The 22047-nt window shown below is 73.7% G+C and carries 15 protein-coding genes and 1 pseudogene; 2 read left to right on the top strand and 14 right to left on the bottom strand.

Annotated features, from left to right (window positions below; translation table 11 throughout):
* Window positions 1-97: 97 nt before the first annotated feature.
* From ABZ822_RS08680 to ABZ822_RS08650, 7 genes and pseudogenes are all read right to left on the bottom strand, one after another.
* Window positions 98-2434 (bottom strand): molybdopterin cofactor-binding domain-containing protein, encoded by a 2337-nt coding sequence (locus ABZ822_RS08680; RefSeq protein ID WP_360849061.1) that lies wholly within the window; start codon window positions 2432-2434, stop codon window positions 98-100.
* A 184-nt stretch (window positions 2435-2618) separates the two neighbouring features.
* Window positions 2619-4931: a 2Fe-2S iron-sulfur cluster-binding protein gene (locus ABZ822_RS08675; RefSeq protein WP_360849058.1), complete on the bottom strand. Its 2313-nt coding sequence runs from the start codon at window positions 4929-4931 to the stop codon at window positions 2619-2621.
* 91 nt (window positions 4932-5022) lie between these two features.
* On the bottom strand, window positions 5023-5940 hold the full coding sequence (locus ABZ822_RS08670) for an FAD binding domain-containing protein (RefSeq protein WP_360849055.1): 918 nt from the start codon (window positions 5938-5940) through the stop codon (window positions 5023-5025).
* Window positions 5941-6204: 264 nt separating this feature from the next.
* Window positions 6205-7968 (bottom strand): beta-N-acetylhexosaminidase, encoded by a 1764-nt coding sequence (locus tag ABZ822_RS08665; RefSeq protein WP_360849052.1) that lies wholly within the window; start codon window positions 7966-7968, stop codon window positions 6205-6207.
* A 117-nt stretch (window positions 7969-8085) separates the two neighbouring features.
* Window positions 8086-8187: pseudogene (locus ABZ822_RS08660) on the bottom strand (carbohydrate ABC transporter permease); the annotation flags it as partial.
* Window positions 8188-8634: 447 nt separating this feature from the next.
* On the bottom strand, window positions 8635-8934 hold the full coding sequence (locus ABZ822_RS08655; protein ID WP_360849049.1) for a DUF3039 domain-containing protein: 300 nt from the start codon (window positions 8932-8934) through the stop codon (window positions 8635-8637).
* Window positions 8935-8949: 15 nt separating this feature from the next.
* Window positions 8950-10287 (bottom strand): MFS transporter, encoded by a 1338-nt coding sequence (locus ABZ822_RS08650; RefSeq protein ID WP_360849046.1) that lies wholly within the window; start codon window positions 10285-10287, stop codon window positions 8950-8952.
* A gap of 71 nt (window positions 10288-10358) precedes the next feature.
* Here ABZ822_RS08650 and ABZ822_RS08645 point away from each other — a divergent pair, with 71 nt between their 5' ends.
* Window positions 10359-11474 (top strand): helix-turn-helix domain-containing protein, encoded by a 1116-nt coding sequence (locus tag ABZ822_RS08645; protein WP_360849044.1) that lies wholly within the window; start codon window positions 10359-10361, stop codon window positions 11472-11474.
* On the opposite strand, the gene ABZ822_RS08640 is transcribed toward ABZ822_RS08645, so the two are convergent.
* Window positions 11471-12049: a YqgE/AlgH family protein gene (locus ABZ822_RS08640; protein WP_360849041.1), complete on the bottom strand. Its 579-nt coding sequence runs from the start codon at window positions 12047-12049 to the stop codon at window positions 11471-11473. The genes ABZ822_RS08645 and ABZ822_RS08640 overlap by 4 nt on opposite strands.
* Window positions 12050-12292: 243 nt before the next feature.
* On the opposite strand from ABZ822_RS08640, the gene murA reads away from it, so the two are divergent.
* Window positions 12293-13630, top strand: a complete 1338-nt coding sequence (gene murA, locus ABZ822_RS08635) for a UDP-N-acetylglucosamine 1-carboxyvinyltransferase (protein ID WP_360849038.1) — start codon at window positions 12293-12295, stop codon at window positions 13628-13630.
* Window positions 13631-13870: 240 nt separating this feature from the next.
* Here the strand turns inward: murA and ABZ822_RS08630 are convergent, their stop codons facing one another.
* From ABZ822_RS08630 to ABZ822_RS08605, 6 genes are all read right to left on the bottom strand, one after another.
* The gene (locus tag ABZ822_RS08630) at window positions 13871-14152 is read right to left on the bottom strand and encodes an HU family DNA-binding protein (RefSeq protein ID WP_360849035.1); all 282 of its coding nucleotides are present in this window, start codon (window positions 14150-14152) and stop codon (window positions 13871-13873) included.
* Window positions 14153-14476: 324 nt separating this feature from the next.
* Window positions 14477-15910, bottom strand: coding sequence for an NAD-dependent malic enzyme (locus ABZ822_RS08625; protein ID WP_360849033.1), 1434 nt, complete (start codon window positions 15908-15910; stop codon window positions 14477-14479).
* 446 nt (window positions 15911-16356) lie between these two features.
* On the bottom strand, window positions 16357-18690 hold the full coding sequence (locus ABZ822_RS08620) for a UvrD-helicase domain-containing protein (RefSeq protein ID WP_360849030.1): 2334 nt from the start codon (window positions 18688-18690) through the stop codon (window positions 16357-16359).
* 181 nt (window positions 18691-18871) lie between these two features.
* Window positions 18872-19639 carry a zf-HC2 domain-containing protein gene (locus tag ABZ822_RS08615; protein ID WP_360849027.1) on the bottom strand — a complete coding sequence of 256 codons (768 nt, stop codon included), beginning with the start codon at window positions 19637-19639 and terminating at the stop codon, window positions 18872-18874.
* Window positions 19636-20223: a sigma-70 family RNA polymerase sigma factor gene (locus ABZ822_RS08610; protein WP_360849024.1), complete on the bottom strand. Its 588-nt coding sequence runs from the start codon at window positions 20221-20223 to the stop codon at window positions 19636-19638. Before ABZ822_RS08610 ends, ABZ822_RS08615 begins: the two co-directional genes overlap by 4 nt.
* Window positions 20224-20670: 447 nt before the next feature.
* Window positions 20671-21858, bottom strand: a complete 1188-nt coding sequence (locus tag ABZ822_RS08605; protein ID WP_360849021.1) for a uroporphyrinogen-III synthase — start codon at window positions 21856-21858, stop codon at window positions 20671-20673.
* Window positions 21859-22047: the final 189 nt, after the last annotated feature.

The following is a 22047-nucleotide window of genomic DNA, read 5'->3' as shown; positions in this document are numbered from 1 at the left end:
TGCCCACCCGGGCCGCCCGCGCCGAGCCGCGCCCGGACAAGCGCCGGCCCCCGCACCAGGAGTGCGGGGGCCGGTCCGTGATCCGTCGTCGGCGGTCTCAGCGCGGAGGCGTCGCCACCGCGGACTGGGGCCGGATCGGGAGGCGGTTCACCGGGCGTCCTGTCGCCGCCCGGACGGCCGCGGCGACCGCCGCCGGGGAGGTCACCACCGGCACCGCGCTCGCCGCCTTCGCGCCGAACGGCGCCACGACGTCCCGCTCCTCGACCAGCTTCACGATGCGGATGTCGGGTGCGTCCAGCGCGGTCGGCAGGGCGTAGCCGGTGAGGTCCGGGCGCCGGACGACGCCGCGCGCGGTCCGCAGGTTCTCGGTGAGGGCGGCCCCCAGCCCCTGCGTCACACCGGCCTCGATACGGGCGTTCAGCTGCCGCGGGTTGAGCACCCGGCCGACGTCCTGCGCGACGGCCATCTCCACGACGCGCACCGAGCCGAGTTCGATGTCGACGTCGACCACGGCCCGCACGGCGCAGAACGCGAGGCCGACGAACGCGTCGCCCTGGCCCGTCTCGTCCAGCGGCTCCGTCGGATGCGGGCGGCACTGCGCCGTGGCCCACAGCTCCTTGCCGTCGAGCGTCTCGGCGACCGTCGTCGACAGCACCCCGTCGTACGAGGTGATCTTGCCGTCGGCGATCGACAGCAGCTCCGTGGACATCCCGAACTTGTGCGCCAGCGGCTGGAGCAGCTGCGTACGGACCATCTTGGCCGCGCGCTCCACCGCGCCGCCGGACACCCACGTGTGCCGCCCGTGGCAGGCCGGGCCCGCCGGCGGCTGGTCGGTGTCGACCGAGGCGACGTGCACCTCCTCGACGCCCAGCACCTCCTGGACGATCTGCCGGGCGAGGGTGGAGAAGCCCTGGCCGGTCTCGACGGCGGCGCAGATCACCGTGGCCTCACCGCCGTTGACCTTGACCGTGGCCGTGGAGACCTCGTCGGCGCCCTCGGCGCCGAGCATGTGCACCATGCCGAGCGCGTAGCCGACGCCGCGCCGGACCGCGCCCGGGTCGCCCGCGCCCTCGGGGCCGCCTGGCAGCAGCCACTCCTCCTCGGGGGCGTCCTTGGGCAGCGGGGGCAGGGGCGCGTCCCGTACGGCGTCCAGGAGTTCGGCCACGGGTGCCGGGCAGGTCACGGTCTGGCCGGTGGGCAGCAGATCGCCGGTGGCCAGGACGTTGCGGCGGCGCAGCTCGACCGGGTCCAGGCCCAGTTTGGACGCCAGCTTGTCCATCTGGCCCTCGTACGCGGCGCACACCTGCATGGCGCCCTCGCCGCGGACATGGCCGGAGGGCGGGTTGTTGGTGCGCACCGCCCAGCCCTCGACGAAGGCGTGGGGCACGACGTACGGGCCGGCGGCGAAGGCGACGGCGGCGGCGAGCGAGTCGGCGGAGGAGTCCGCGTACGCGCCCGCGTCCAGCAGGATCTGCGCCTCCACCTTGACCAGGCGGCCCTCGGCGTCGGCGTGGTGACGGTAGCGCAGCAGCGTCGGGTGGCGGTGCGCATGGCCGAGGAAGGACTCCTCGCGGGTCGCGGCCAGCTTGACCGGGCAGCCGGTGCGCAGGGCCAGCAGCCCCAGCGGCAGTTGCATGCCCGCGTCCTCGCGGTCGCCCATCGCGCCGGGCACACCGGTGACGACGACCTTGACACGGTCGGGGTCGAGGCCGAAGCAGGCGGCGGCGAGGTCGCGGTCGGCGTGCGGGTCGGTGGAGGCGGTGTAGATCTCGACGCCGCCGTCGGGACGCGGCACGGCGAGCCCGGCCTCCGCGCCGATCGGCGCCGGGTCCTGGCGTCCGACGCGGTACAGGCCCTCGACCACGACCTCCCCGGTGATCTCGGGGTCGCCGTAGCTGAGCGGGATGTGGCGGATGAGGTTGCCGTCGGGGTGCAACGGCTCGGCGGCGAACGCCTTCTCGGGGTCGGTGACCGGCTCCAGCACCTCGTACTCGACGGCGATGGCGGCGGCGGCCAGGCGCGCGGTGTCGGGGTGGTCGGCGGCCACCGCGGCGATGGGCTCGCCGTGGTGACGGACCATGTCCTTGGCGAAGACCGGGCGGTCGCAGACCCGTGCGTCACCGGTGCCGCGGCCGTGGCTGGGGTCCCCGGGCACGTCCTCGTGGGTCACCACGGCCCGGACGCCCGGCATCTCGGCCGCCTGGCCGGTGTCGATCGACACGATGCGGGCGTGCGGGTGCGGTGAGCGCAGTATGGCCGCCCACAGCAGGCCCTCGGCCCACAGGTCGGCCGCGTACGGGAAGGTGCCCGTGGTCTTCGCGAGCGCGTCGGCGGGGGTGAGGGACGCTCCGAGGCCGTGAGCCGGGCCCTCCTCGGCGGGTGCCGGGCCCTCGCCGACGGCCGGGGTCGCGGTGGCCGCGTCTGGACCGGTCATCACGCTGCCTTTCCGCTACCGCTGGGTGCTGGGAGTCTGCGGGGAGCCACCTCACGGTGGCCGCGTACGCGACGGGGCCGCCGGGGGCGGCGTGCCGGGTCCGCGTGCGGGACGGTCGCTCTCACCCGCTCCGCCCCGCGCGGACACGGGTCCGCGGCCGGGGTCCCCCGGCCGGCGCGGGCGGTCATGCGGGGCCTCCCGGTGCGGCGTCGCCGTCGTAGGGGGCCGCCTGATGGGGGATGCGCGGGGTGTCCGCGCCGTCCTCGTCCTCCGCGTCGGCCGGGTCGACCCGGCTCTCGACGACCTCGCGCACGGCGTCGAGCACCCCGCGGTAGCCGGAGCAGCGGCACAGGTTGCCGCAGATGGCCTGCCGGGTCTCGAGCTCGGTCGGCGCGTGGTTGCCCTCGAGCAGGTCGTGCACGGTCATGGCGAGTCCGGGCACGCAGAAGCCGCACTGGACGGCTCCGGTCTCGGCGAGGGCGCGCTGCACGTCCGAGGGGACGCCGTCGGCGGCGAGCCCCTCGACCGTACGGACCTCGCTGCCCGCGGCGGTCGCGGCGGGCACGAGGCAGGACGCCACGAGCCGTCCGTCGACCTGGACGGAGCACGCACCGCACTCGCCCTGCGAGCAGCCGTCCTTCGCCCCGGCGAGGCCGAGGCGCTCGCGCAGGACGTACAGCAGGGACTCGCCGATCCAGGCGTCGGTGACGGGCCGGTCGGTGCCGTTGACGCTCAGGACGTACGAGGCGTGGGGGTGTTCGCTGTGTTCGTCGGCCGCGGCGTCCTGCTCGGGCTCGGCCTCCGCCGCGGCCCGGTCCTCGGGCGCCTCGCCCTGCTCGGTGGGCGCCGGGGCGGCGGGGGCGGGGCGGCCGGCGGTGGGGCCGGGCGCCGCCCGGCCGGTGACGGACGGCCGGGTGCCGGAGGGGGCGGCGTCGTCGGCGGGGGCCGGAGCGGTCCCGTTCGCGGCCCCGTTGGGGGACGCGCCGTTGGGGGACGCGCCGTTGGGGGACGCGCCGTTGCGCGGCGTGCTGGTGCCCGGGCGGCCGTTGGCCGACGTGGGCGCGCCCACGCCGGGCGCGGTGACGAAGCCGCCCGCGGCCGCGGACACCGAACCCGTCAGGCGGTTGATCACGTCCTCGGCGGCGCGGCCCGGCAGCGAGCCGCCATCGGGCGGACGCGGGGCGGCGGGGCGCGGTGCGGCGTCCGTGGCGCCGTACGACGCGGCGGGAGCGGAGCCGGTGTCGCCCGGGGTCCCCGGGTCGTCGGTCCGCTCCTGCCTGCCGCCCTGCTCCGCGGGTGCCGGGTCGCCCGCGGGCTCGTCGGCGGCCCCGGAGCCGTTGCCGATCTTCCGCCGGGTCTCCCCGCCCGCGCGGCCCGGGAGTTCGGTGCCGCCGGAGGGGGTCGGCCAGGGGCCGGAGGCGCGCTGCCAGCCGCCGCGCCCGTCCGTCTCCTGCGCCTGAGCCTGCTCCTGTGCCTCGCCGCGGCCGTCCGTCGCCGCTCCGCCCGGTCCTCCGGCGAGCTTGCGACGGCCGGTGCCGCCGCGCGCGGGGCGTGGCTGCTCGGGTCCGCCCGCGGGTCGCTGTTCGGTGGTCCACCCGCCGGAGGTGCTGCCGGCGGACGGTGCGGACGGGCCGCGCGTGCCGGTGTCGTGGCCCACAGCCGTCCCGCTGCCGCTCTGCTGCCACGGCGAGGAGCCGGTGTCGCCGCCGGTGGGCCGCGGACCCGCCGGTGCGTTCCCGTCCAGGCGGTACGTGCCGGACTCGTCGGTGCCCGGCACATCGGTGGTGGGCACCGACCACTGGCCGGTCGGCGCGGCCGGGGCGTGCCAGTCGCCCTGCTGTCCCTGTCCGCCGCGGGTGTCGTGCGCGCCCGGGCCGGCCGAGTGCGGCGGGGGCGTCGACTGCACGGCGGAATCGGGCAGTTGCTCCCCGGCCGGGGGGAAGTTCCACTGCTGGGTGAGGCCGGTCGGCCCCTGGCCGCTCTCCGGCCCGCCCTGGCCGTACCACTGAGGGTCGGGCGCCGGCGGACCGCCGTAGGGCGCGGATGGACGGCTCCGGCCCTCGACCAGGTACTCGCCCGACTCCCCCACGGGGTCGTCCGGCGCGATGGGGACGCTCCACTGCCCGGCTGCGGCGCCGCCCGCGTCGCCCCAGCCGCCCTGTCCCCCATGGGTGTCGGCGAAGGGCATCGTCCACTGCCCCGTCGCGCGCGGGTCGTCGGACGCGGAGGGGTTCGCGCCGTGGCCGCCGGCGGGCCCGTGGGCACCGGACGCGCCGGACTCGGGCGTCAGCGGCGGCGGTACGTAGCCGTGGCCGGGCGCCGCGAGCGGGTCGGCCCCGGGCGGTACGGCGGAGGGGTCGAGCAGGTTGTCGGGCAGGCGCACGAAGGCCGTGGTGTCCGAGTCGTACTCGCCCTGCGGCAGGGGCTCCCAGCCGTGCGGCCCGCGCTGGGGGTGCGACCCCTGCGAACCCGATGGCGGCTGCTGATCGGAACTCATGCGAGCCCCCTCCCCACGCGGCGGCGAGCCGCTGCCGCCACCGTACCCCCGGCGTGCGGCACGGTGGCCGGGTCGGCGGACGGTTGTGCACTCATGCGAGCGCCCTCCCCAGTGCTCGGCGGGCCAATGCCGCAACCGTACGGCGTAGATGCAGGACGGCCGGCGGCAAGGGCTGCGGCTCGGCCCCCTGGCCGTCGGGCGCCTGGGACCCGTCCGCGGGCTGCGGGTCGGGGATGCAGGCGGCCGCGACGTACTCGCCGAAGGCCGCGCACGCCTCGGGCGCGAGGGTGCGGGTGCCGTCCCAGTCGATGAGTCCGGCGACCCAGCGCTCGGCCTCCAGGGGACGCAGCGGCATGGGGGCGACGGCCCCGACCGCGCAGCGCACGTTGCGCCGGGCGGGGTCGAGTACGAGGGCGACGGAGGCGGACGCGCGGCCGGGGCCGGTGCGGCCCGTGGCCTTGAGGTAGGTCTGCGGCGCGTGCAGCAGCGGGACGCGCACGAAGCCGACGATCTCGCCGGGCCGCAGCATCTCCATGCCCGCGAGCAGGTGGCTGACCGGGATCTCGCGTCGGGAGCCCTCGGGCCCCGCGATGATCAACGTGGCTTCGAGGGCGGCGAGTACGGGCAGGGCGTCACCGGTGGGCGCCGCGGTCACGATGTTGCCGCCGAGGGTTCCGGCGTTGCGGATCTGCGGCGGTCCGGCGGCGCGGGCGGCGGCGGCCAGCGCCGGGATGAGGGCAGCGAAGTCGGGCCGTCCCATCCGGGCGTGGGTGAGGCCGGCTCCGAGGAGGGCGTGCCCGTCCTGGTACTGCCAGCCGCGGATCTCGCTGATCCGGCCGAGTCCGACGAGCCCCGCGGGCCGCAGCAGGCCGGAGTTGACCGAGGCCATGAGGTCGGTCCCGCCCGCTACGGGCACAGCGGCCGGCATGGCGGTGAGCGCCGCCACGGCCTCGTCGAGCGAGACCGGCAGCATCACCGTCTGCGCCGCCTGCGGTGCGTGCGTGGTCAACCCAGCCCCTTCCCGATGTCCCGCCTGTTCGCCGTACGGTACGTGCTCACAGGCCGGACGTGGCAACTCTGGCACATCTTCACCGGCCCCCGGTGCGAGGGTCCACGAAGGGCCAGTACGTCCCGAATTGGCGTTTGGTCCACTTTCAATCCGTGTTGGCCGTGAGTGCGGATTGCCATGCTTCGGGGAGCCTTGTGCGTGTTCTGCCGTACCGGGCTCACGCTTCCAGGGGCGCGACTCGAACGGTCCGCCTTTGCTCGCGGCTCACACGATCGGGGGCGCCCCCTCGATCGGACGTCCGAGGCCGACCCCCTCGGGTGCGGGACGCCGCTGCCACGGACGGGGCCCGCCCGGCGGCCGGTAGCCGACGCCCAGCGCGTCCAGGCGCGCGTAGTGCGCGGTCATCCGGGAGGCGAAGCCGGCGAAGTCCCGCTCGGCGGGCGGCGGGAGGGCGGACCAGGCGACCTCGGCGAAGGCGGCGAGGCGCGGGAAGACCTGGTAGTCCACGCGTCCGCGGTCCTCCGCCACCTCGGTCCAGATGTTGGCCTGCGTCCCGAGCACCCGGGCCGCTTCGGCGGGGGTGAGCTGCGGCGGCACGGGTTCGAAGCGGTAGACGTCCTCGAGGGTGCGGACCCAGCCGATGGGCATCGGCTCGTCGTCGCCCGCGGCCTGCCGGTGGTCGAGATACACCTGTTGTTCAGGGCACATGACGACGTCGTGGCCCGCGCGGGCGGCCGCGATCCCGCCCGCGTACCCGCGCCATGACGCGACCGCCGTTCCTTCCGCAAGGCCGGAATGCGCCGTTCCCGACGCGCCGTCCGGGCCCGCCGCCGCCGTCCCCGCACCCTCCAGGATCTCGTCCCAGCCGATGAGGCGGCGGCCCCGCTCGGCGAGCCAGTCCGCGAAGTGCCGCAGGAACCAGCCCTGCAGGGCGTCCTCGTCCGCGAGACCCAGCTCGCGGATGCGCGCCTGCGCGGAGGGGGACGCCTTCCACTGCTCCTTGGGGCACTCGTCCCCGCCGAGGTGCACGAACGGGGAGGGGAACAGCTCCAGGACCTCCTCCAGCACCCCCTCGTAGAAGCGGAGCACGTGATCCGCCGGGGCCAGGACGTTGGGGCTGACGCCCCAGTCCGTCCGGACGCCGAGCGCGGAGGTGTCGAGGACGTCGGTGTTGCCGAGTTCCGGATAGGCCGCGACGGCCGCCTGGGAGTGGCCGGGAATGTCGATCTCCGGGACGACCGTGATGTGGCGCTGCGCCGCGTAGGCGACGATCTCGCGGAGGTCGTCCCGGGTGTAGTAGCCGCCGTGCGGGCGTTCGTCCCACAGCGGCGAGGCCCGGTGCCCGTACCGGGTGCGCTCGCGCCACGCACCGACCTCGGTGAGCCGGGGGTGTCGGGCGATCTCGACGCGCCAGCCCTGATCGTCCGTCAGGTGGAGGTGCAGGACGTTGAGCTTGTGGGCGGCCAGAAGATCGAGGTAGCGCAGCACCCCGTCCTTCGGCATGAAGTGGCGCGCCACGTCCAGCATCAGACCGCGCCAGCGGAAGCGCGGGGCGTCCTCGATCCGGCAGTGCGGCAGGGACCAGGACCGTCCGGGGAGCGGTGCCCGCCGGTACGCGTCCGGGCCGAGGAGCTGCCGCAGGGTCTGTGCGGCGAGGAACAACCCGGCGGGGCCGCCTCCTTCGAGGCGTACGCCGGTGGGGCCGATGGCGATCCGGTGCCCTTCCTCGCCCAGCTCCGCCCTCACGTCCGGGTCGAGAGCCAGGCGGACGACGTCCTCCTCGCGCAGGCCGGCCGCGCACGCGGGCGGCAGGGCCAGGCCGGTGGCGGCGCCGAGTTCGGCCCGCAGCCAGCGCTCGGTGTCCTCGGTTCCCGCACCGCCGGCGAGACGGGTGGCGGGGCCGAGCGCGAGCACCTCCGGGCGCGGACCGCCGCCGTGCGGATTTGGGCCGCCGTGAGCCGGGCCGCCGTACGGAGCCGGGCCGCCGTCGTACGCCCGTACCGCGCGCGGGGCCGGAATGAGGTCCATGGGTACCGCCCTTCGCCTGCTACCGGTGCCGGTGCCGCGCCGGTGTCCGCGTCCGTGCCGTCAGCTTTGACCGCGCCGCCGAGACCGATGACCGGACGGCGTACGACTCCCCAGATGCCGCATGAGGAAGAACGACGGGATCCTCAGCGCCTCGACCGGCACCAACTGCGCGATGAGGAACATGATGTGCGGCGTGTGCGGCGTCGTACGGAACCGGAACGCGCCGACGCGGCCGCGGCGGGAACGGCGAGGCGCGAGGTACTCCTCATGGAACGCATGGGACCCCCGGCGCCGATGTTGCAGCATTCGCAATGCGCGTTTCGCACTGCACAACACGCAGGAGATTATGGGGATTTCGGCGCACCGGCAAGGGGTCCGCACCACGTCGGCACGACCCACCGATGGACCCCGCCGACGCCAACCGGCCGCCCCCGGAGGCGGCTTGGGCCCCGGAACGGCCGATGCCCAGCGCCGCTCAGGCCTGGGACACGGCTGAGGCTCGAGCCTCATGCACGCTCCGGACCCGCGCTCCGGACCCCGTGCACGGCGCCGGCCCCGGACAGCACGAAGCCCCGGCGCGCCTCGCACGCCGGGGCCCTTCACCCAGGCACCACCGCGGGCACGGCCCACGGTGGTGCAGGTGCGCGGAGAAGGATGCTGCCCGGGCTACTTCTTGTCGCCCTTGCCGCCCTTGCCGCTCTTGTCCTTGTCGCCACCGGCGCCCATGGACTCGTAGATCTCCTTGCACATCGGGCAGACGGGGTACTTCTTCGGGTCACGACCCGGGACCCACACCTTGCCGCAGAGCGCGACGACGGGCGTGCCGTCCAGCGCGCTCGCCATGATCTTGTCCTTCTGGACGTAGTGGGCGAAGCGCTCGTGGTCGCCGTCGCCGTGCGACACCTGCGGCGTCGGCTCTACCAGGGTTCCGGTGCCTGCCCCGCGCTCGGGCTCGAGAGTGCTCATGTCTGCCAAGGGTACTCACGCGCGCGGAAAGCAGGGAGCGGTGGCGCCGCCCGTCCCCGGGCGGGCGCCGGTCACCGTCCGGGGGCCCGGGCGTCGCAGCACGAGGGCCAGGAGCGCCGCCGCCGCGCACAGGGCCCCCACCGCCGTCCACACCACGTCGTACGAGCCCGAGGCATCCCGTGCCACACCGCCGAGGAACGCCACGAGACCCGCGCCGAGCTGGTGCGCGGCGTTCGCCCAGCCGAAGACGATGGCGCCGTCCTCGCCGTAGTACTCCCGGGCGAGCGCGACCGTCGGCGGCACGGTCGCCACGTCCAGCAGCCCGAAGACGACGACGAAGAGGACCAGGGGCGTGTGCACGGCCGGGGCCAGCAGCAGCGGCAGGAAGATCAGCGACAGACCGCGCACCGCGTAGTACGAGGCGAGCAGCCTGCGGGGGTCCGCGCGGTCGGTGAGCCAGCCGGATCCGACGGTGCCGGCCACGTTGAAGATCCCGATCAGGGCCAGCAGGGAGGCGGCGACGGTCACGGGCATGCCGTGGTCGTGCGCGGCGGGCGTGAAGTGGGTCCACATGATGCCGTTCGTGGACGCCCCGCAGATCGCGAAGGTCCCGGCGAGCAGCCAGAAGGGGCCGGTGCGGGCCGCCCGCGCGAGGACCCGCAGCGCCCGCCGGGCCGCCCCGGGGACGGCGGCCGGCTTCTCCACGAAGACCGTGCCCCCGTACGGCCTTACGCCCGCGTCCGCCGGATGGTCCCGCAGCAGCGGCCGTACAAGCACCATGACCGCCAGCGCCGCCAGCGCGGGCGCCAGCAGGGCCGGCCGCCAGCCATGGTGGTCGGCGATCCAGGACAGAACGGGGAGGAAGACGAACTGGCCGACGACTCCGGCGGCCGTGAGGATCCCGAGGACCAGACCGCGGCGCCGGACGAACCAGCGGCCCACGACGGTCGCGGCGAAGGCCATCGCGAGCGATCCGGTGCCCAGGCCCACGAGGACGCCCCACAGCAGGACCAGCTGCCAGGTCTGCGTCACCACCGTGGTCAGCCCTCCGCCGGCGGCCACGGCCGTCAGCGCGGCGAGGACGACCCGGCGGATCCCGAAGCGGTCCATCAGGGCGGCGGCGAACGGCGCGGTCAGCCCGTAGAGCGCCATGTTCACCGAGACGGCGATGCCGATGGTGGAGCGCGACCAGCCGAACTCCGCGTGCAGCGGGCCGATCAGCAGACCCGACATCGTGGTGAAGGCGCCCGCGGCGACGATCGCGAGACCCGAGACGGCGGCGACCCACCAGGCGCGGTGCGGGGTTCTTCCGGCCGTGCGGACCGGTGTCGCGTTCTCCTCCATGTCATCCATGCCTTCGAGCCTGCGAGCCCGGGCATCGCGCGACGAGTGGCCAGATGGACAGCATGTGAAAGAATCTCGCCATGAACGGATCCGGTACCGGGACGACCGTCCCGGCCACGGCACAGGCGCCCGTACCGGCCCGCACCCCGGCGGCATCCGCGGCCCCGGCGCCCACGGTCTTCCGCCACCCCGGCCGCCACCGGGTGGCCGTTCTCGCCCGCCACGGTCTGCTGCCGATCGAGGTGGGGATCGTCCACCAGCTCTTCGGCCAGGCCGCGCGGGTGCGCGGCGCCGAGCCGCTGTACGAGGTCGTCACCTGCGCCCTGGCCCCCGGCCCCGTCCGCACCAGCGCCGACGTCACCCTCGGCGTCGCGCACGGCACCGAGGCCCTGGCCGAGGCCGACACCGTGGTCGTCCCCTCCGCCCAGGTCGACTACGAGCCGCAGACCGGCCGCCTCGACGGCCCCCTCGCGGACGCCTTCGCCCTCATCCGGCACGAGACGCGGATCGCCTCCATCTGCACCGGCGCCTTCGTCCTGGCCGCCGCCGGGCTGCTCGACGGCCGCCGCGCGACCACCCACTGGCGCTCCTGCGACCACCTGAAGGAGATCCACCCGGCGGTGACGGTCGACCCGGACGTCCTCTACACCGACGACGGACGCATCCTCACCTCGGCCGGGGTCGCCTCCGGCATCGACCTGTGCCTGCACATGATCCGGTGCGACCACGGCGCTGCGGTCGCCAACGAGGTGGCGCGCTCCACGGTCGTCGCCCCGCACCGGGAGGGCGGCCAGGCCCAGTTCATCCAGCGGCCCGTCCCCGAGCCGCGCCGCTCCTCCACGGGAGCGGCCCGCGCCTGGGCCCTGGCCCGCCTCGACCGGCCGCTCACCCTGGGCGAGTTGGCCCGCCAGGAGGCCATGAGCGTACGGACCTTCAGCCGCCGCTTCCGGGAGGAGGTGGGGATGACGCCGATGCGGTGGCTCGCCCAGCAGCGCATCGAGCGGGCCCGGCAGTTGCTGGAGGAGTCCGACCTTCCGGTCGACCGGGTCGCGGCCGACGCGGGCTTCGGTACGGGTGCCTCGCTGCGCCAGCATCTGCAGGCGGCCCTCGGCGTCTCCCCGAGCGCCTACCGCGCCACGTTCCGGGGCCCGGACCGTGCCGCGCCGGTGCGGTCGAGGGAAGAAGACACGCCCTAGTTCAGGCTCGGGTCGTCCGGATAGGTGGCGACCATCGCCAACTCGTTGCGCTGGCGCCGCAGCACCGAGCGCCACAGGTGCTCGGGGTCGGGCGAGGAGACGTCACCGGGCTCGGACTCCACCACGTACCACGCGCCCTCGACCAGTTCGTCCTCGAGCTGGCCGGGCCCCCAGCCCGCGTACCCCGCGAAGATGCGCAGCGAGCCGAGCGCCGCCGCGAGCAGCTCGGGCGGCGCCTCCAGGTCGACCAGGCCGATCGCGCCGTGCACGCGCCGCCAGCCGAGCGGCCCCTCCCCCACGGGCGTACCGGCCTCCCCGGGGACGACGGCCACGCCGAGCGCCGAGTCCAGCGACACGGGGCCGCCCTGAAAGACGACACCGGGCTCCCCGGTGAGCCCGGCCCAGGATTCGAGGATGTCCCCTACTCCGACCGGGGTGGGCCGGTTGAGGACGACGCCCAGCGACCCCTCGTCGTCATGGTCGAGAAGGAGTACCACCGCACGGTCGAAGTTCGGGTCGGCCAGCGCCGGTGTCGCGACTAGCAGACGTCCTGTGAGGGAGGACACCTCGGTCATGACGACATGATCCCGCACGATCGCCCCGCGCGGGGAGTCAACGGGGCGACGGGGCAGGCGAGAGGGCGGGGCGTACGGCGGCAGCGGGGGCGCGCCGCGGTGACATGGCGGCGCACGGGGCATACGCAGGGTGAGGGCGCGCCTCCGGGGCGTGTTCTTTCGGCCCTCGCCCTTACGAAGGGGGGCGATGAGGCCCGTACCATTTCACTCTGGTCCCTGCCCAACTCCAGGAACGCGAGATCCATGACCGACGACGTCCTGCTTGTCCACGGCGGCACACCGCTCGAGGGCGAGATCCATGTCCGCGGCGCGAAGAACCTCGTACCCAAGGCCATGGTGGCCGCTCTGCTCGGCAGTGAACCAAGCCGGCTGCGCAATGTGCCCGATATCCGCGACGTCCGTGTCGTACGCGGGCTGCTGCAGCTGCACGGCGTCACGGTCCGCCCCGGCGACGAATCGGGCGAGCTGGTCCTCGACCCCTCCCGCGTGGAGAGCGCCAACGTCGCCGACATCGATGCCCACGCGGGCTCCTCGCGCATCCCGATCCTCTTCTGCGGCCCGCTGCTGCACCGCCTCGGCCACGCCTTCATCCCGGGCCTGGGCGGCTGCGACATCGGCGGCCGGCCGATCGACTTCCACTTCGACGTGCTGCGCCAGTTCGGCGCGGTCATCGAGAAGCGGCCGGAGGGGCAGTACCTGGAGGCCCCGCACCGGCTGCGCGGCACGAGGATCGAACTTCCGTACCCGTCCGTGGGCGCGACCGAGCAGGTGCTGCTGACGGCCGTCCTGGCCGAGGGCATCACCGAGCTCCGCAACGCCGCGATCGAGCCGGAGATCGAGGACCTCATCTGCGTCCTGCAGAAGATGGGCGCCATCATCACGATGGGCACCAACCGCACCATCCAGATCACCGGTGTGGAGAAGCTCGGCGGCTACAACCACCGCGCCCTGCCGGACCGCCTCGAGGGGGCCTCCTGGGCCTGCGCGGCGCTCGCCACCGAGGGCAACGTCTTCGTCCGCGGCGCGAGCCAGCGCGAGATGATGACCTTCCTCAACGTCTTCCGCAAGGTGGGCGGGGCGTTCGAGGTCGCCGACGACGGCATCCGCTTCTGGCACCCCGGCGGCCCGCTGAACGCCATCGCGCTGGAGACCGACGTCCACCCGGGCTTCCAGACCGACTGGCAGCAACCGCTCGTGGTCGCCCTGACGCAGGCGTCGGGCCTGTCGATCGTCCACGAGACGGTGTACGAGTCGCGGCTGGGCTTCACCAGCGCGCTCAACCAGATGGGCGCGCACATCCAGCTCTACCGCGAGTGCCTGGGCGGCACGCCCTGCCGCTTCGGGCAGCGCAACTTCCTGCACTCCGCGGTCGTCAGCGGCCCCACGAAGCTCCAGGGCTCCGATCTGGTGATCCCGGACCTCCGGGGCGGCTTCTCGTACCTCATCGCGGCTCTCGCGGCCCAGGGCACCTCCCGGGTCCACGGCATCGACCTGATCAACCGCGGCTACGAGAACTTCATGGACAAGCTGGAGGGGCTCGGCGGCAAGGTCGAGCTCCCGAAGGCGGCCAAGAAGGTCTGACATCCCCGCGGTCCGCAACACCGCGGCCCCGAACACCCGTTGCAGCGCCTCCGCGACGCCTCCCGCGTCACGGAGGCGTTGTGCGTCGAGGGGCTGTCCGTGGCGCCGCTCGGGGCGGACGGGACGGACAGGACATCAGGGCCGCGGTGTCAGGGAAACGGGGCGTCAGGGCGGCGTACGGGCCCCGGACATGACGAAAGGCGGCCACCTGCCAGAAGTGGCCGCCCTCCGCTCGGATGCTTACTTGCCCTTGGCGGCTTCCTTGAGCTTGGAGCCCGCGGAGACCTTCACGCTGTAGCCCGCCGGGATCTCGATCGGGTCGCCGGTCTGCGGGTTGCGCGCGGTGCGAGCGGCACGGTGGGTGCGCTCGAAGGTCAGGAAGCCGGGGATGGTGACCTTCTCATCGCCCTTGGCGACGATCTCACCGACGGTCTCGGCGAGCGCGTTCAGGACGGCGTCAGCGTCCTTACGGGTCACCTGGGCACGCTCGGAAAGAGCGGCCACCAGCTCACTGCGGTTCATAGTTACTCCCGTGTTCAACTTGCCATTGAGGCGTGAGATCGAAGCCGATGCTGCCAGGGCCCTCGGACAGTCCCCGGACCCGGGTCTGGTCACAGACCCTCGCGCCCGATTACGCATCCTGCCCCCACCCGTGGCGGGAAAGCCAATCCGGCACCCCCGAGAGTCACACGAAAAGCGCCACGGGCTCGTTCTGGTGACGCTCTGTCTGCTCCTGGCAGCGCACCGCACGGCTGACTTCCGGGTTTGCGGCGGGTTTCGCGGCCGTATTTCTGCCCGTCACCCTATGGGGCCAAGTGGGAGCCCGAGTCTCGCGACGCGCCGTGGTCAGCCCGTCGTGGCGGCCGTCACAGCCGGTCCGGCCGCCTTCGCGGCCTCGCTGACGGCTCCGGCGACCTCTCCGGCGACCCGGTCGTTGAAGACGCTGGGGATGATGTAGTTCGGGTTGAGCTCGTCGTCGGTCACCACATCGGCGAGGGCGGCCGCGGCGGCCAGCATCATGTCGGTGTTCACCGTGCGTGACTGAGCGTCGAGCAGACCGCGGAAGACACCCGGGAAGACCAGCACGTTGTTGATCTGGTTGGGGAAGTCGCTGCGGCCGGTCGCGACGACCGCGGCCGACTGGCGAGCCACCGCCGGGTCCACCTCGGGGTCGGGGTTGGCCAGGGCGAACACGATCGCGCCGTCGGCCATGGCGGCGACGTCGTCCCCGTCCAGGACGTTGGGCGCCGAGACGCCGATGAAGACGTCGGCGCCCGCCACGGCCTCCTTGAGCGACCCCGTGATGCCCTCGGGGTTGGTGTTCTCGGCGATCCAGCAAAGGGCCGACTCGGGGTCGGCGCCCACGAGGTCCTCGCGGCCCTGGTGGACGACGCCGTGGATGTCGGCGACGACCGCGTGCTTCACGCCGGCCGCGATGAGCAGCTTGAGGATGGCCGTACCGGCGGCGCCCGCACCGGACATGACGACCCGTACGTCACCGATGGCCTTCTCCACCACGCGCAGGGCGTTGGTGAGGGCCGCGAGGACGACGATGGCCGTGCCGTGCTGGTCGTCGTGGAAGACGGGGATGTCCAGCGCCTCGCGCAGCCGGGCCTCGATCTCGAAGCAGCGGGGCGCCGAGATGTCCTCGAGGTTGATGCCGGCGAAGCCCGGGGCGATGGCCTTGACGATCTCGACGATGGCGTCGGTGTCCTGGGTGTCCAGACACAGCGGCCAGGCGTCGATGCCCGCGAAGCGTTTGAAGAGGGCCGCCTTGCCCTCCATGACGGGCAGCGCCGCCTTGGGACCGATGTTGCCCAGGCCGAGCACCGCCGAGCCGTCGGTGACGACGGCGACGCTGTTGCGCTTGATGGTCAGGCGGCGGGCGTCCTCGGGGTTCTGCGCGATGGCCATGCAGACGCGCGCGACACCCGGGGTGTAGACCATGGAGAGGTCGTCACGGTTGCGGATGGGGTGCTTCGACGCCATCTCGATCTTGCCGCCGAGGTGCATGAGGAACGTACGGTCGGAGACCTTGCCCAGCGTGACGCCCTCGATGGTCCGCAGCTTGCCGACGATCTCCTCGGCGTGCGAGGTGGACGAGGCCGCGACGGTGACGTCGATGCGCAGCTTCTCGTGGCCCGACGCGGTGACGTCGAGGCCGGTCACCGACCCGCCGGAGGACTCGACGGCAGTGGTGAGCTGGCTGACGGCGGTGCCACCGGCCGGGACCTCCAACCGGACCGTCATCGAGTAGGAGACGCTGGGCGCCGTTGCCATGGCCGACTTCCTCTGCTTTCTTTCCGCGTGATGCGCGGCCCCGGGGTCGGCGGACGCGCCGTCCGATCGTCGCACCTACCTGCCAGTACGCGTTAGTCGCGTCCGGGTTTCGGAAATATTGTTCCGCCGGTGCGGTCGGGCCCACCGCGCAGACGCGGCACCCTGCTGCGCAGACGCGGCGCCCCGCCCGGGTCGCGGCCACCAACGCGACAGGCGCCCCTCCGCCGAGGGGCGCCTGTCCGGTTGATGTCTCAGGTGGCACCGACCCGCCATGCTCGCCTCGCGGCAAGTGGTCGCTCGTAGCGACGAAGGTTGGGCCCGGGGGCTTGGATCGGGCCGGTGCCACACTCAGGCTAACAAACGGTCCCGAGAAGTCATTCCTGGACGGGCAGTTGACGCAAAACCGTCCCCGGCCGGCCCTCTCACGGCTCAGCGCCGGGGGCAGGTCAGCCCCTGAGCAGGCTCGGGACCCCGTCCCCGTCCGGCGCGTCCCGCTCGCCCGAGAGGACCGTCAGCCGCTGGGTGGCCCGGGTCAGCGCCACGTACAGCACGCGCAGCCCGGCCGGGAACTCGCCCGCGGCGACCTCATCCGGCGTCGTGCCGCCCGCGATCTCGGCGGGCGAAACCACGACCGTGGCGTCGTATTCCAGCCCCTTGGCCTCCAGGCTGCCCAGCGGTACGACCCTGTCGCCCAGGCCCTCCACCCACGTACGCGCCTCCTCGCGGCGGTCCATGGAGACCACCACGCCGACCGTTCCGTCCACCTCGGCCAGCAGCCGGCGTGCCTCCTCCCGTACGGCCTTCCCCAGCCCGTCGCGGGCCACGGCGAACCGCGGCTCGGCACCGGTGGAGCGGACCGCGTCCGGTGGCTCCATGCCCGGCATGGCCAGGGCGAGGACGCGGGAGGCGACCCGGGCGATCTCGGCGGGGTTGCGGTAATTCACGGTCAGCGCGAACCGGCGGCGGGGGCGGCGCCCCAGGGCCTCGTCCCGCGCCGCGGCCGCCTCCTCCGGATCCGGCCAGGAACTCTGCGCCGGGTCGCCGACGACGGTCCAGGTGGCCTGCCGGCCGCGACGGCCGACCATGCGCCACTGCATGGGCGTGAGGTCCTGCGCCTCGTCGACGATGACGTGGGCGTAGTCGGCTCGCTCCTCCTCCAGCCGCTCCTCGCGGCTGCGGCGGCCGCCGCCCGAGCGGTCGGCGAACGTGGTGAGCTCCTCCAGCCCGGTGAGCTGGTCGAGGGGGTCGGCCTCACGCCGACGGGGCCTGGCGGGCGTCCCCAGCAGCAGCTGCAGCTCGTCCAGCAGCGCGATGTCGTGGACCGAGAGCGGGCCCTGGCCGTCCGCGGTGGCCCGCCGCCGCAGGGACCGGGCGAGCAGCCGCACCTCGCGCGGGGTCAGCACCCGGCGGGACCACCGGGACAGCCGTCGCTCGTCGGCCATCGAGGCGAGCACGCGGCGGGGGGTGAGTTCGGGCCACCAGGCGTCGAGGAAGTCGGTGAAGTAGGTCTCGGTGGAGATGTCCTCGTCGAACGCGGCACGGGCCTCGGCGGCCAGTTCGGGGTCGGTGTAGCGGCGGCAGGACCCCGAGGCGTTCCACAGCGCGTCCAGGATCAGCCGGCGGGCGCGCGGGCGCAGCAGGTTCACCGGCGCCGTCCCGCCCAGCGCGGCCTGCCGGATGCTCCTCAGCTCCTCCGCGCCCAGCTCGACGCGCTCGCCGAAGGCGACGGCGCGCAGCCGGGCGTCGGCGGGCTGGGCCGATTCGAGGGTTCCGCGGGCCGCTCTGCGCAGCACCTTCACCATGCGGGAGGAGCCCTTGATCCGGGCGACGTGCGGCTCGTCGTAGGTCACGGCCTCGGCCCCGTCGACCAGCGAGCCGACGGCGCGGATCGCGACCTGCCCCTCCTCGCCGAGCGAGGGCAGCACGCCCTCGGTGTAGGCAACGAGCAGCGGTGTGGGGCTGACGACGAGGATCCCCCCGGCGTAGCGGCGCCGGTCCTGGTAGAGGAGGTAGGCGGCGCGGTGCAGGGCGACCGCGGTCTTGCCGGTCCCGGGGCCGCCGCCCACCTCGGCGACCGAGGCCGCGGGGGCGCGGATCACCAGGTCCTGCTCGGCCTGGATGGAGGAGACGATGTCGCGCATGGCGTGGCTGCGGGCCCGGCCGAGCGCGGCCATCAGGGCTCCGTCGCCGACGACGGGCAGCTCGGTGCCGTCCAGGGACGCGATCAGATCGGGGCGCAGCAGATCGTCCTCGACCCCGAGGACGCGCCGGCCCTTGCTGCGGATGACGCGGCGTCTGACCACCCGTCCCGGGTCCTTGGGGGTGGCGCGGTAGAAGGGGGCGGCGGCGGGGGCACGCCAGTCGATGACCAGCGGGGAGTAGTCGGCGTCCAGGACGCCGAGCCGCCCGATGTGCAGGGTCTCGGCGACGTCGGCGCGCCCGTCCTGGACGGCGTCGTCGGCGGGTTCGACCGAGGTGTACGCCCCGTCCGGCCCGCGCGCGCCGTCCTTGCCGTTCAGCAGGTCGATCCTGCCGAAGAGGAAGTCCTCGAACTCGCTGTTCAGCCGGTTGAGGTGGACCCCGGCGCGGTAGACCTGGACGTCGCGTTCGGCGAGCGCCCCCGGGGTTCCGACCTGGCCGCGCCGGGCGGCGTCGGTCATGAGGAACTCCGCCTCGTGGATCTTCTCCTCGAGGCGCCGGTACACCCGGTCCAGGTGATCCTGCTCGGTACCGATCTCGCGGTCGCGTACCGAGTCGACAGTGGATTCCTGCGCGGTCACCCACGGCCCCCTTCTGACGTGCTGGGCAGCCGTCAACCGTACGCGAACGGGGCGTACCGCGCATCTGTGATCAGGGATCTTTTAGGGGTTGTCGCGAGGGAGACGGAAGCGGGCGACCCGGTCGCGAGGACCGGATCGCCCGTGGCCGCCGGGGGGTCCGCCCATGCCGGGGCGGGACCGGTCAGGCGTCGACGGAGACCAGACGCTTCCCCTCGAAGGTGCGCACCTCGAAGTGGTCGATGTCGCCGCGGGCCATGGCCGCACCGCCGTGCACGTACAGCGGGTGCTTGGCCTTCTCGTTGGTGGTGCCGGGGATGCCGTAGCCCCACTTGGGGACCGACCAGGAGGTGACGACCTCCTCGTCACCGCTCTTGGAGACGGCGATCAGACTGCACTTGAGCGGGCCCTTGACGTTCTTCAGCTCCAGCACGGCGTGCGTGCCCCACATCTTCTCCTCGGTGCCCACCGTGGCCGTGGCCTTGCTCACCGAGTCGGTGGCGTTGACCTTGCTGGTCATGTGGTTGAAGAAGGAGTCCTCGGCGGGGCTGGTGGAGTGCGCGTGCGGCTGCGCGGTGTCCGTGCGGCCCTCGTCGGCCGTGACGACACCGGTGACCACGGGCCCGCCGATGATCAACGCGGCGGCGGCCGCGACCAGGTAGAGCCCGCGCCGGTGCTTCTGCCGCCGCTTCACCGCGACCTCGTCCACGAGCCGGTCCAGCATCTGCGGGCTGGGCTGGGCGTGGAGCGCGGCCGGGTCCGGGACGGCCGCGGGGGTCTCGGCGAGCGTGGCAAGCAGCGGTTCGAGGCCCATGAACTCCTCGAGCTGCTGCGCGCAGGCTTCGCAGTACGCCAGGTGGTCTTCGAAGCGCGCCGCGTCCGCGGGGTCGAGCACACCGAGCGCGTAGGCCCCGACGGCCTCGTGCTCCGTAGAGCGCTCATGCGCTGTCATGCCGTGACTCCTCGTTCCTCGAGCGCGAGCTTCATGGAGCGCAGCGCGTAGAACACACGGGATCGTACGGTCCCACTGGGTATACCCAGTTTTTCCGCAGCTTCATTGACCGTACGGCCCTTGAAGTACGTCTCGACGAGCGCCTCCCTGTGCGCCTCGCTGAGATCGCTCAGGGCGTCGGAGAGCGTCATCAGCGACAGCGCCTTGTCGATCTCGTCCTCCGCGGGCATGAGTTCCAGGGGCGAAGGGTCGACCTCCTGAGGACGCGCCTGCCGGCTGCGGTGGCCGTCGATCACGATGCGACGGGCGACGGTCACGAGCCACGGACGAACGGAACCGGTGGCCCGGTTCAGTTGGTCGGCGTTGCGCCAGGCCCTGACCAGGGTCTCCTGCACGACGTCCTCGGCGCGGTGGCGGTCTCCGGCCACCAAGCGGAGGACGTAGGCCAGCAAGGGGCCCGCGTGCTCTCGGTAGAGGACTCGCATGAGTTCCTCGTCCGGCACGTCGCTGCCGGCCCGGGGTTTTTCGGCCCTGTGCCGCGTTCTGGAAGGACGGTGTTCGACCACGGCCGCATCCTTGCGCACCCGAACCTCCTGGTCGAGTCCCCGCTTGAACGAAGGACGGGGACGGTCTTGGGACGAAATGGCAGGAGTAGGGCGGAAGTCCGCAGCCCTCGTCTGCTGCGGACTCCCGCCCGTCCCTCGGACCCACTGGCGTGGGGGACAGTCAGCGGCCCGAGGAGCCGCGTCCCCCCTGAGTACGGGCGTGGGCGCGGAGTTGCTCAACGGCTCGCGAAAAACTTCGGGAATCCGCTGTGAGCTGCGGCGGGAACGGGGCGAAGTGGCGTGCCGTTCAGATGAGTTGGTGTGATCTATTTCGCATGCGCGAAGGGGAACGGGCGGCACCGGCTGTATGCGGACGGGCAGGCCGAGGCCCAGGATTTATGCACACAGAACGCCACATCGCAGCTCTATGAGATCAGAGCAGAGCAATACAGGACTAACTGCCGTATATGACGCGACGGAATCGGGCTAGTCGTTCCCGTACTTGGTCTCCGGGCCCTGGTCCAGCGCCAGCCGGTAACCCCGCTTGACCACCGTCTGGATCAGTTTCGGGGCGCCCAGAGCCGTACGGAGCCGGGCCATCGCCGTCTCCACCGCGTGCTCGTCGCTGCCCGCACCCGGCAGCGCCCGCAGCAGTTCGGCGCGCGAGACCACCCAGCCGGGCCGCCGGGCCAGGGATCGCAGCAGCGCCATGCCCGCGGGCGGTACGGCGCGCAGTTCGCCGTCCACCAGGACCGCGTGTCCGCGGATCTCCAGCCTCCGGCCGGCCACCGGCAGAGGCCGCACCCGCCCCGGGAGTTCGACGCACAGCAGCTGCACGAGCGGCCCGAGCCGGAACCGTTCGGGCTGGGCGGTGGCGATGTCGTGCGCCTCCAGGGGCATGGCGGTCACGGGGCCGACGCAGGCGGGCAGCACGTCGTGGCGCAGGGCGTCCAGCACCTCGTCCAGCAGGCCGCGCTCCTTGGCGCGTTCCAGCAGCGAGGCCGCGGCCGGGGCGCTGGTGAAGGTGACGGCGTCGAGCGAGCGCGCGACCGTGGCGTCCAGCAGCCGGTCGACGGGCGCGATGTCCTCCGGGGGCATCCACCGGTACACGGGGACGCCGACGACCTCGCCGCCTCCCTCGCGCAGCGCCTCCACGAAACCGGGCAGCGGTTCGCCGTGGAGCTGGACCGCGATCCTCCGCCCGTCGACGCCCTCCTCCAGCAGCCGGTCGAGCACCTCGGCCATCGACTCGGAGGCGGGTGACCACTCCTCGGTCAGCCCCGCGGCCCGGATCGCGCCGCGCACCTTGGGCCCGCGGGCCAGCAGCTCCGCACCGCGCAGCCGCTCCAGCAGCGCCTCTCCGAGCCCCCAGCCGTCGGCCGCCTCGACCCAGCCCCGGAAGCCGATGGCGGTGGTGGCGACCACCACGTCCGGCGCGTGCTCGATCAACTCCCGGGTCATGGCGAACAGTTCGGTGTCGTCGGGAAGGGGCACGATACGGAGCGCGGGCGCGTGCTGCACGACGGCCCCGCGCCGCAGCAGCAGCGCGCCCAGTTCCTCGGCCCGCCGCGCCGCGGTGACGCCCACGGTGAACCCGGCCAGCGGCTGCGGCGTCGCCCGCCCTCCGGCTGCCGCCGAGGCGGCCGGCCGGGCCGGTTTCTGCTCTCCGTACATGGCTCTCGTCCCGTTTCGGGTAGGTGGTGCGCGTGCGCCCGGCGTTCCTGGATGGTGACAACGCCCGGTGTCGTCCGCGGTTCGCCCGCATTACCCCAGTGTTACGGCAGGTGGTGGCGGGGAGGGCCCCGGGCGGCCGTGCCGTCGGCCACGGACCGCCGACCGTTGGCCATGGGCCATGGGCCTCCC

This window comes from Streptomyces sp. NPDC047108 (genome assembly GCF_040643575.1).
Classification (GTDB): domain Bacteria; phylum Actinomycetota; class Actinomycetes; order Streptomycetales; family Streptomycetaceae; genus Streptomyces.
Note: the sequence above shows the minus strand (reverse complement) of the source record. Positions and strands in the feature narration are given on the sequence as shown.

Coding starts and splice junctions, on each gene's coding strand:
- ABZ822_RS08680 (WP_360849061.1), bottom strand. CDS start 2,434: ATGACCGGTCCAGACGCGGCCACCGCGACCCCGGCCGTCGGCGAGGGC.
- ABZ822_RS08675 (WP_360849058.1), bottom strand. CDS start 4,931: ATGAGTTCCGATCAGCAGCCGCCATCGGGTTCGCAGGGGTCGCACCCC.
- ABZ822_RS08665 (WP_360849052.1), bottom strand. CDS start 7,968: ATGGACCTCATTCCGGCCCCGCGCGCGGTACGGGCGTACGACGGCGGC.
- ABZ822_RS08655 (WP_360849049.1), bottom strand. CDS start 8,934: ATGAGCACTCTCGAGCCCGAGCGCGGGGCAGGCACCGGAACCCTGGTA.
- ABZ822_RS08650 (WP_360849046.1), bottom strand. CDS start 10,287: ATGGATGACATGGAGGAGAACGCGACACCGGTCCGCACGGCCGGAAGA.
- ABZ822_RS08645 (WP_360849044.1), top strand. CDS start 10,359: ATGAACGGATCCGGTACCGGGACGACCGTCCCGGCCACGGCACAGGCG.
- ABZ822_RS08640 (WP_360849041.1), bottom strand. CDS start 12,049: ATGACCGAGGTGTCCTCCCTCACAGGACGTCTGCTAGTCGCGACACCG.
- murA (WP_360849038.1), top strand. CDS start 12,293: ATGACCGACGACGTCCTGCTTGTCCACGGCGGCACACCGCTCGAGGGC.
- ABZ822_RS08630 (WP_360849035.1), bottom strand. CDS start 14,152: ATGAACCGCAGTGAGCTGGTGGCCGCTCTTTCCGAGCGTGCCCAGGTG.
- ABZ822_RS08625 (WP_360849033.1), bottom strand. CDS start 15,910: ATGGCAACGGCGCCCAGCGTCTCCTACTCGATGACGGTCCGGTTGGAG.
- ABZ822_RS08615 (WP_360849027.1), bottom strand. CDS start 19,639: ATGACAGCGCATGAGCGCTCTACGGAGCACGAGGCCGTCGGGGCCTAC.
- ABZ822_RS08605 (WP_360849021.1), bottom strand. CDS start 21,858: ATGTACGGAGAGCAGAAACCGGCCCGGCCGGCCGCCTCGGCGGCAGCC.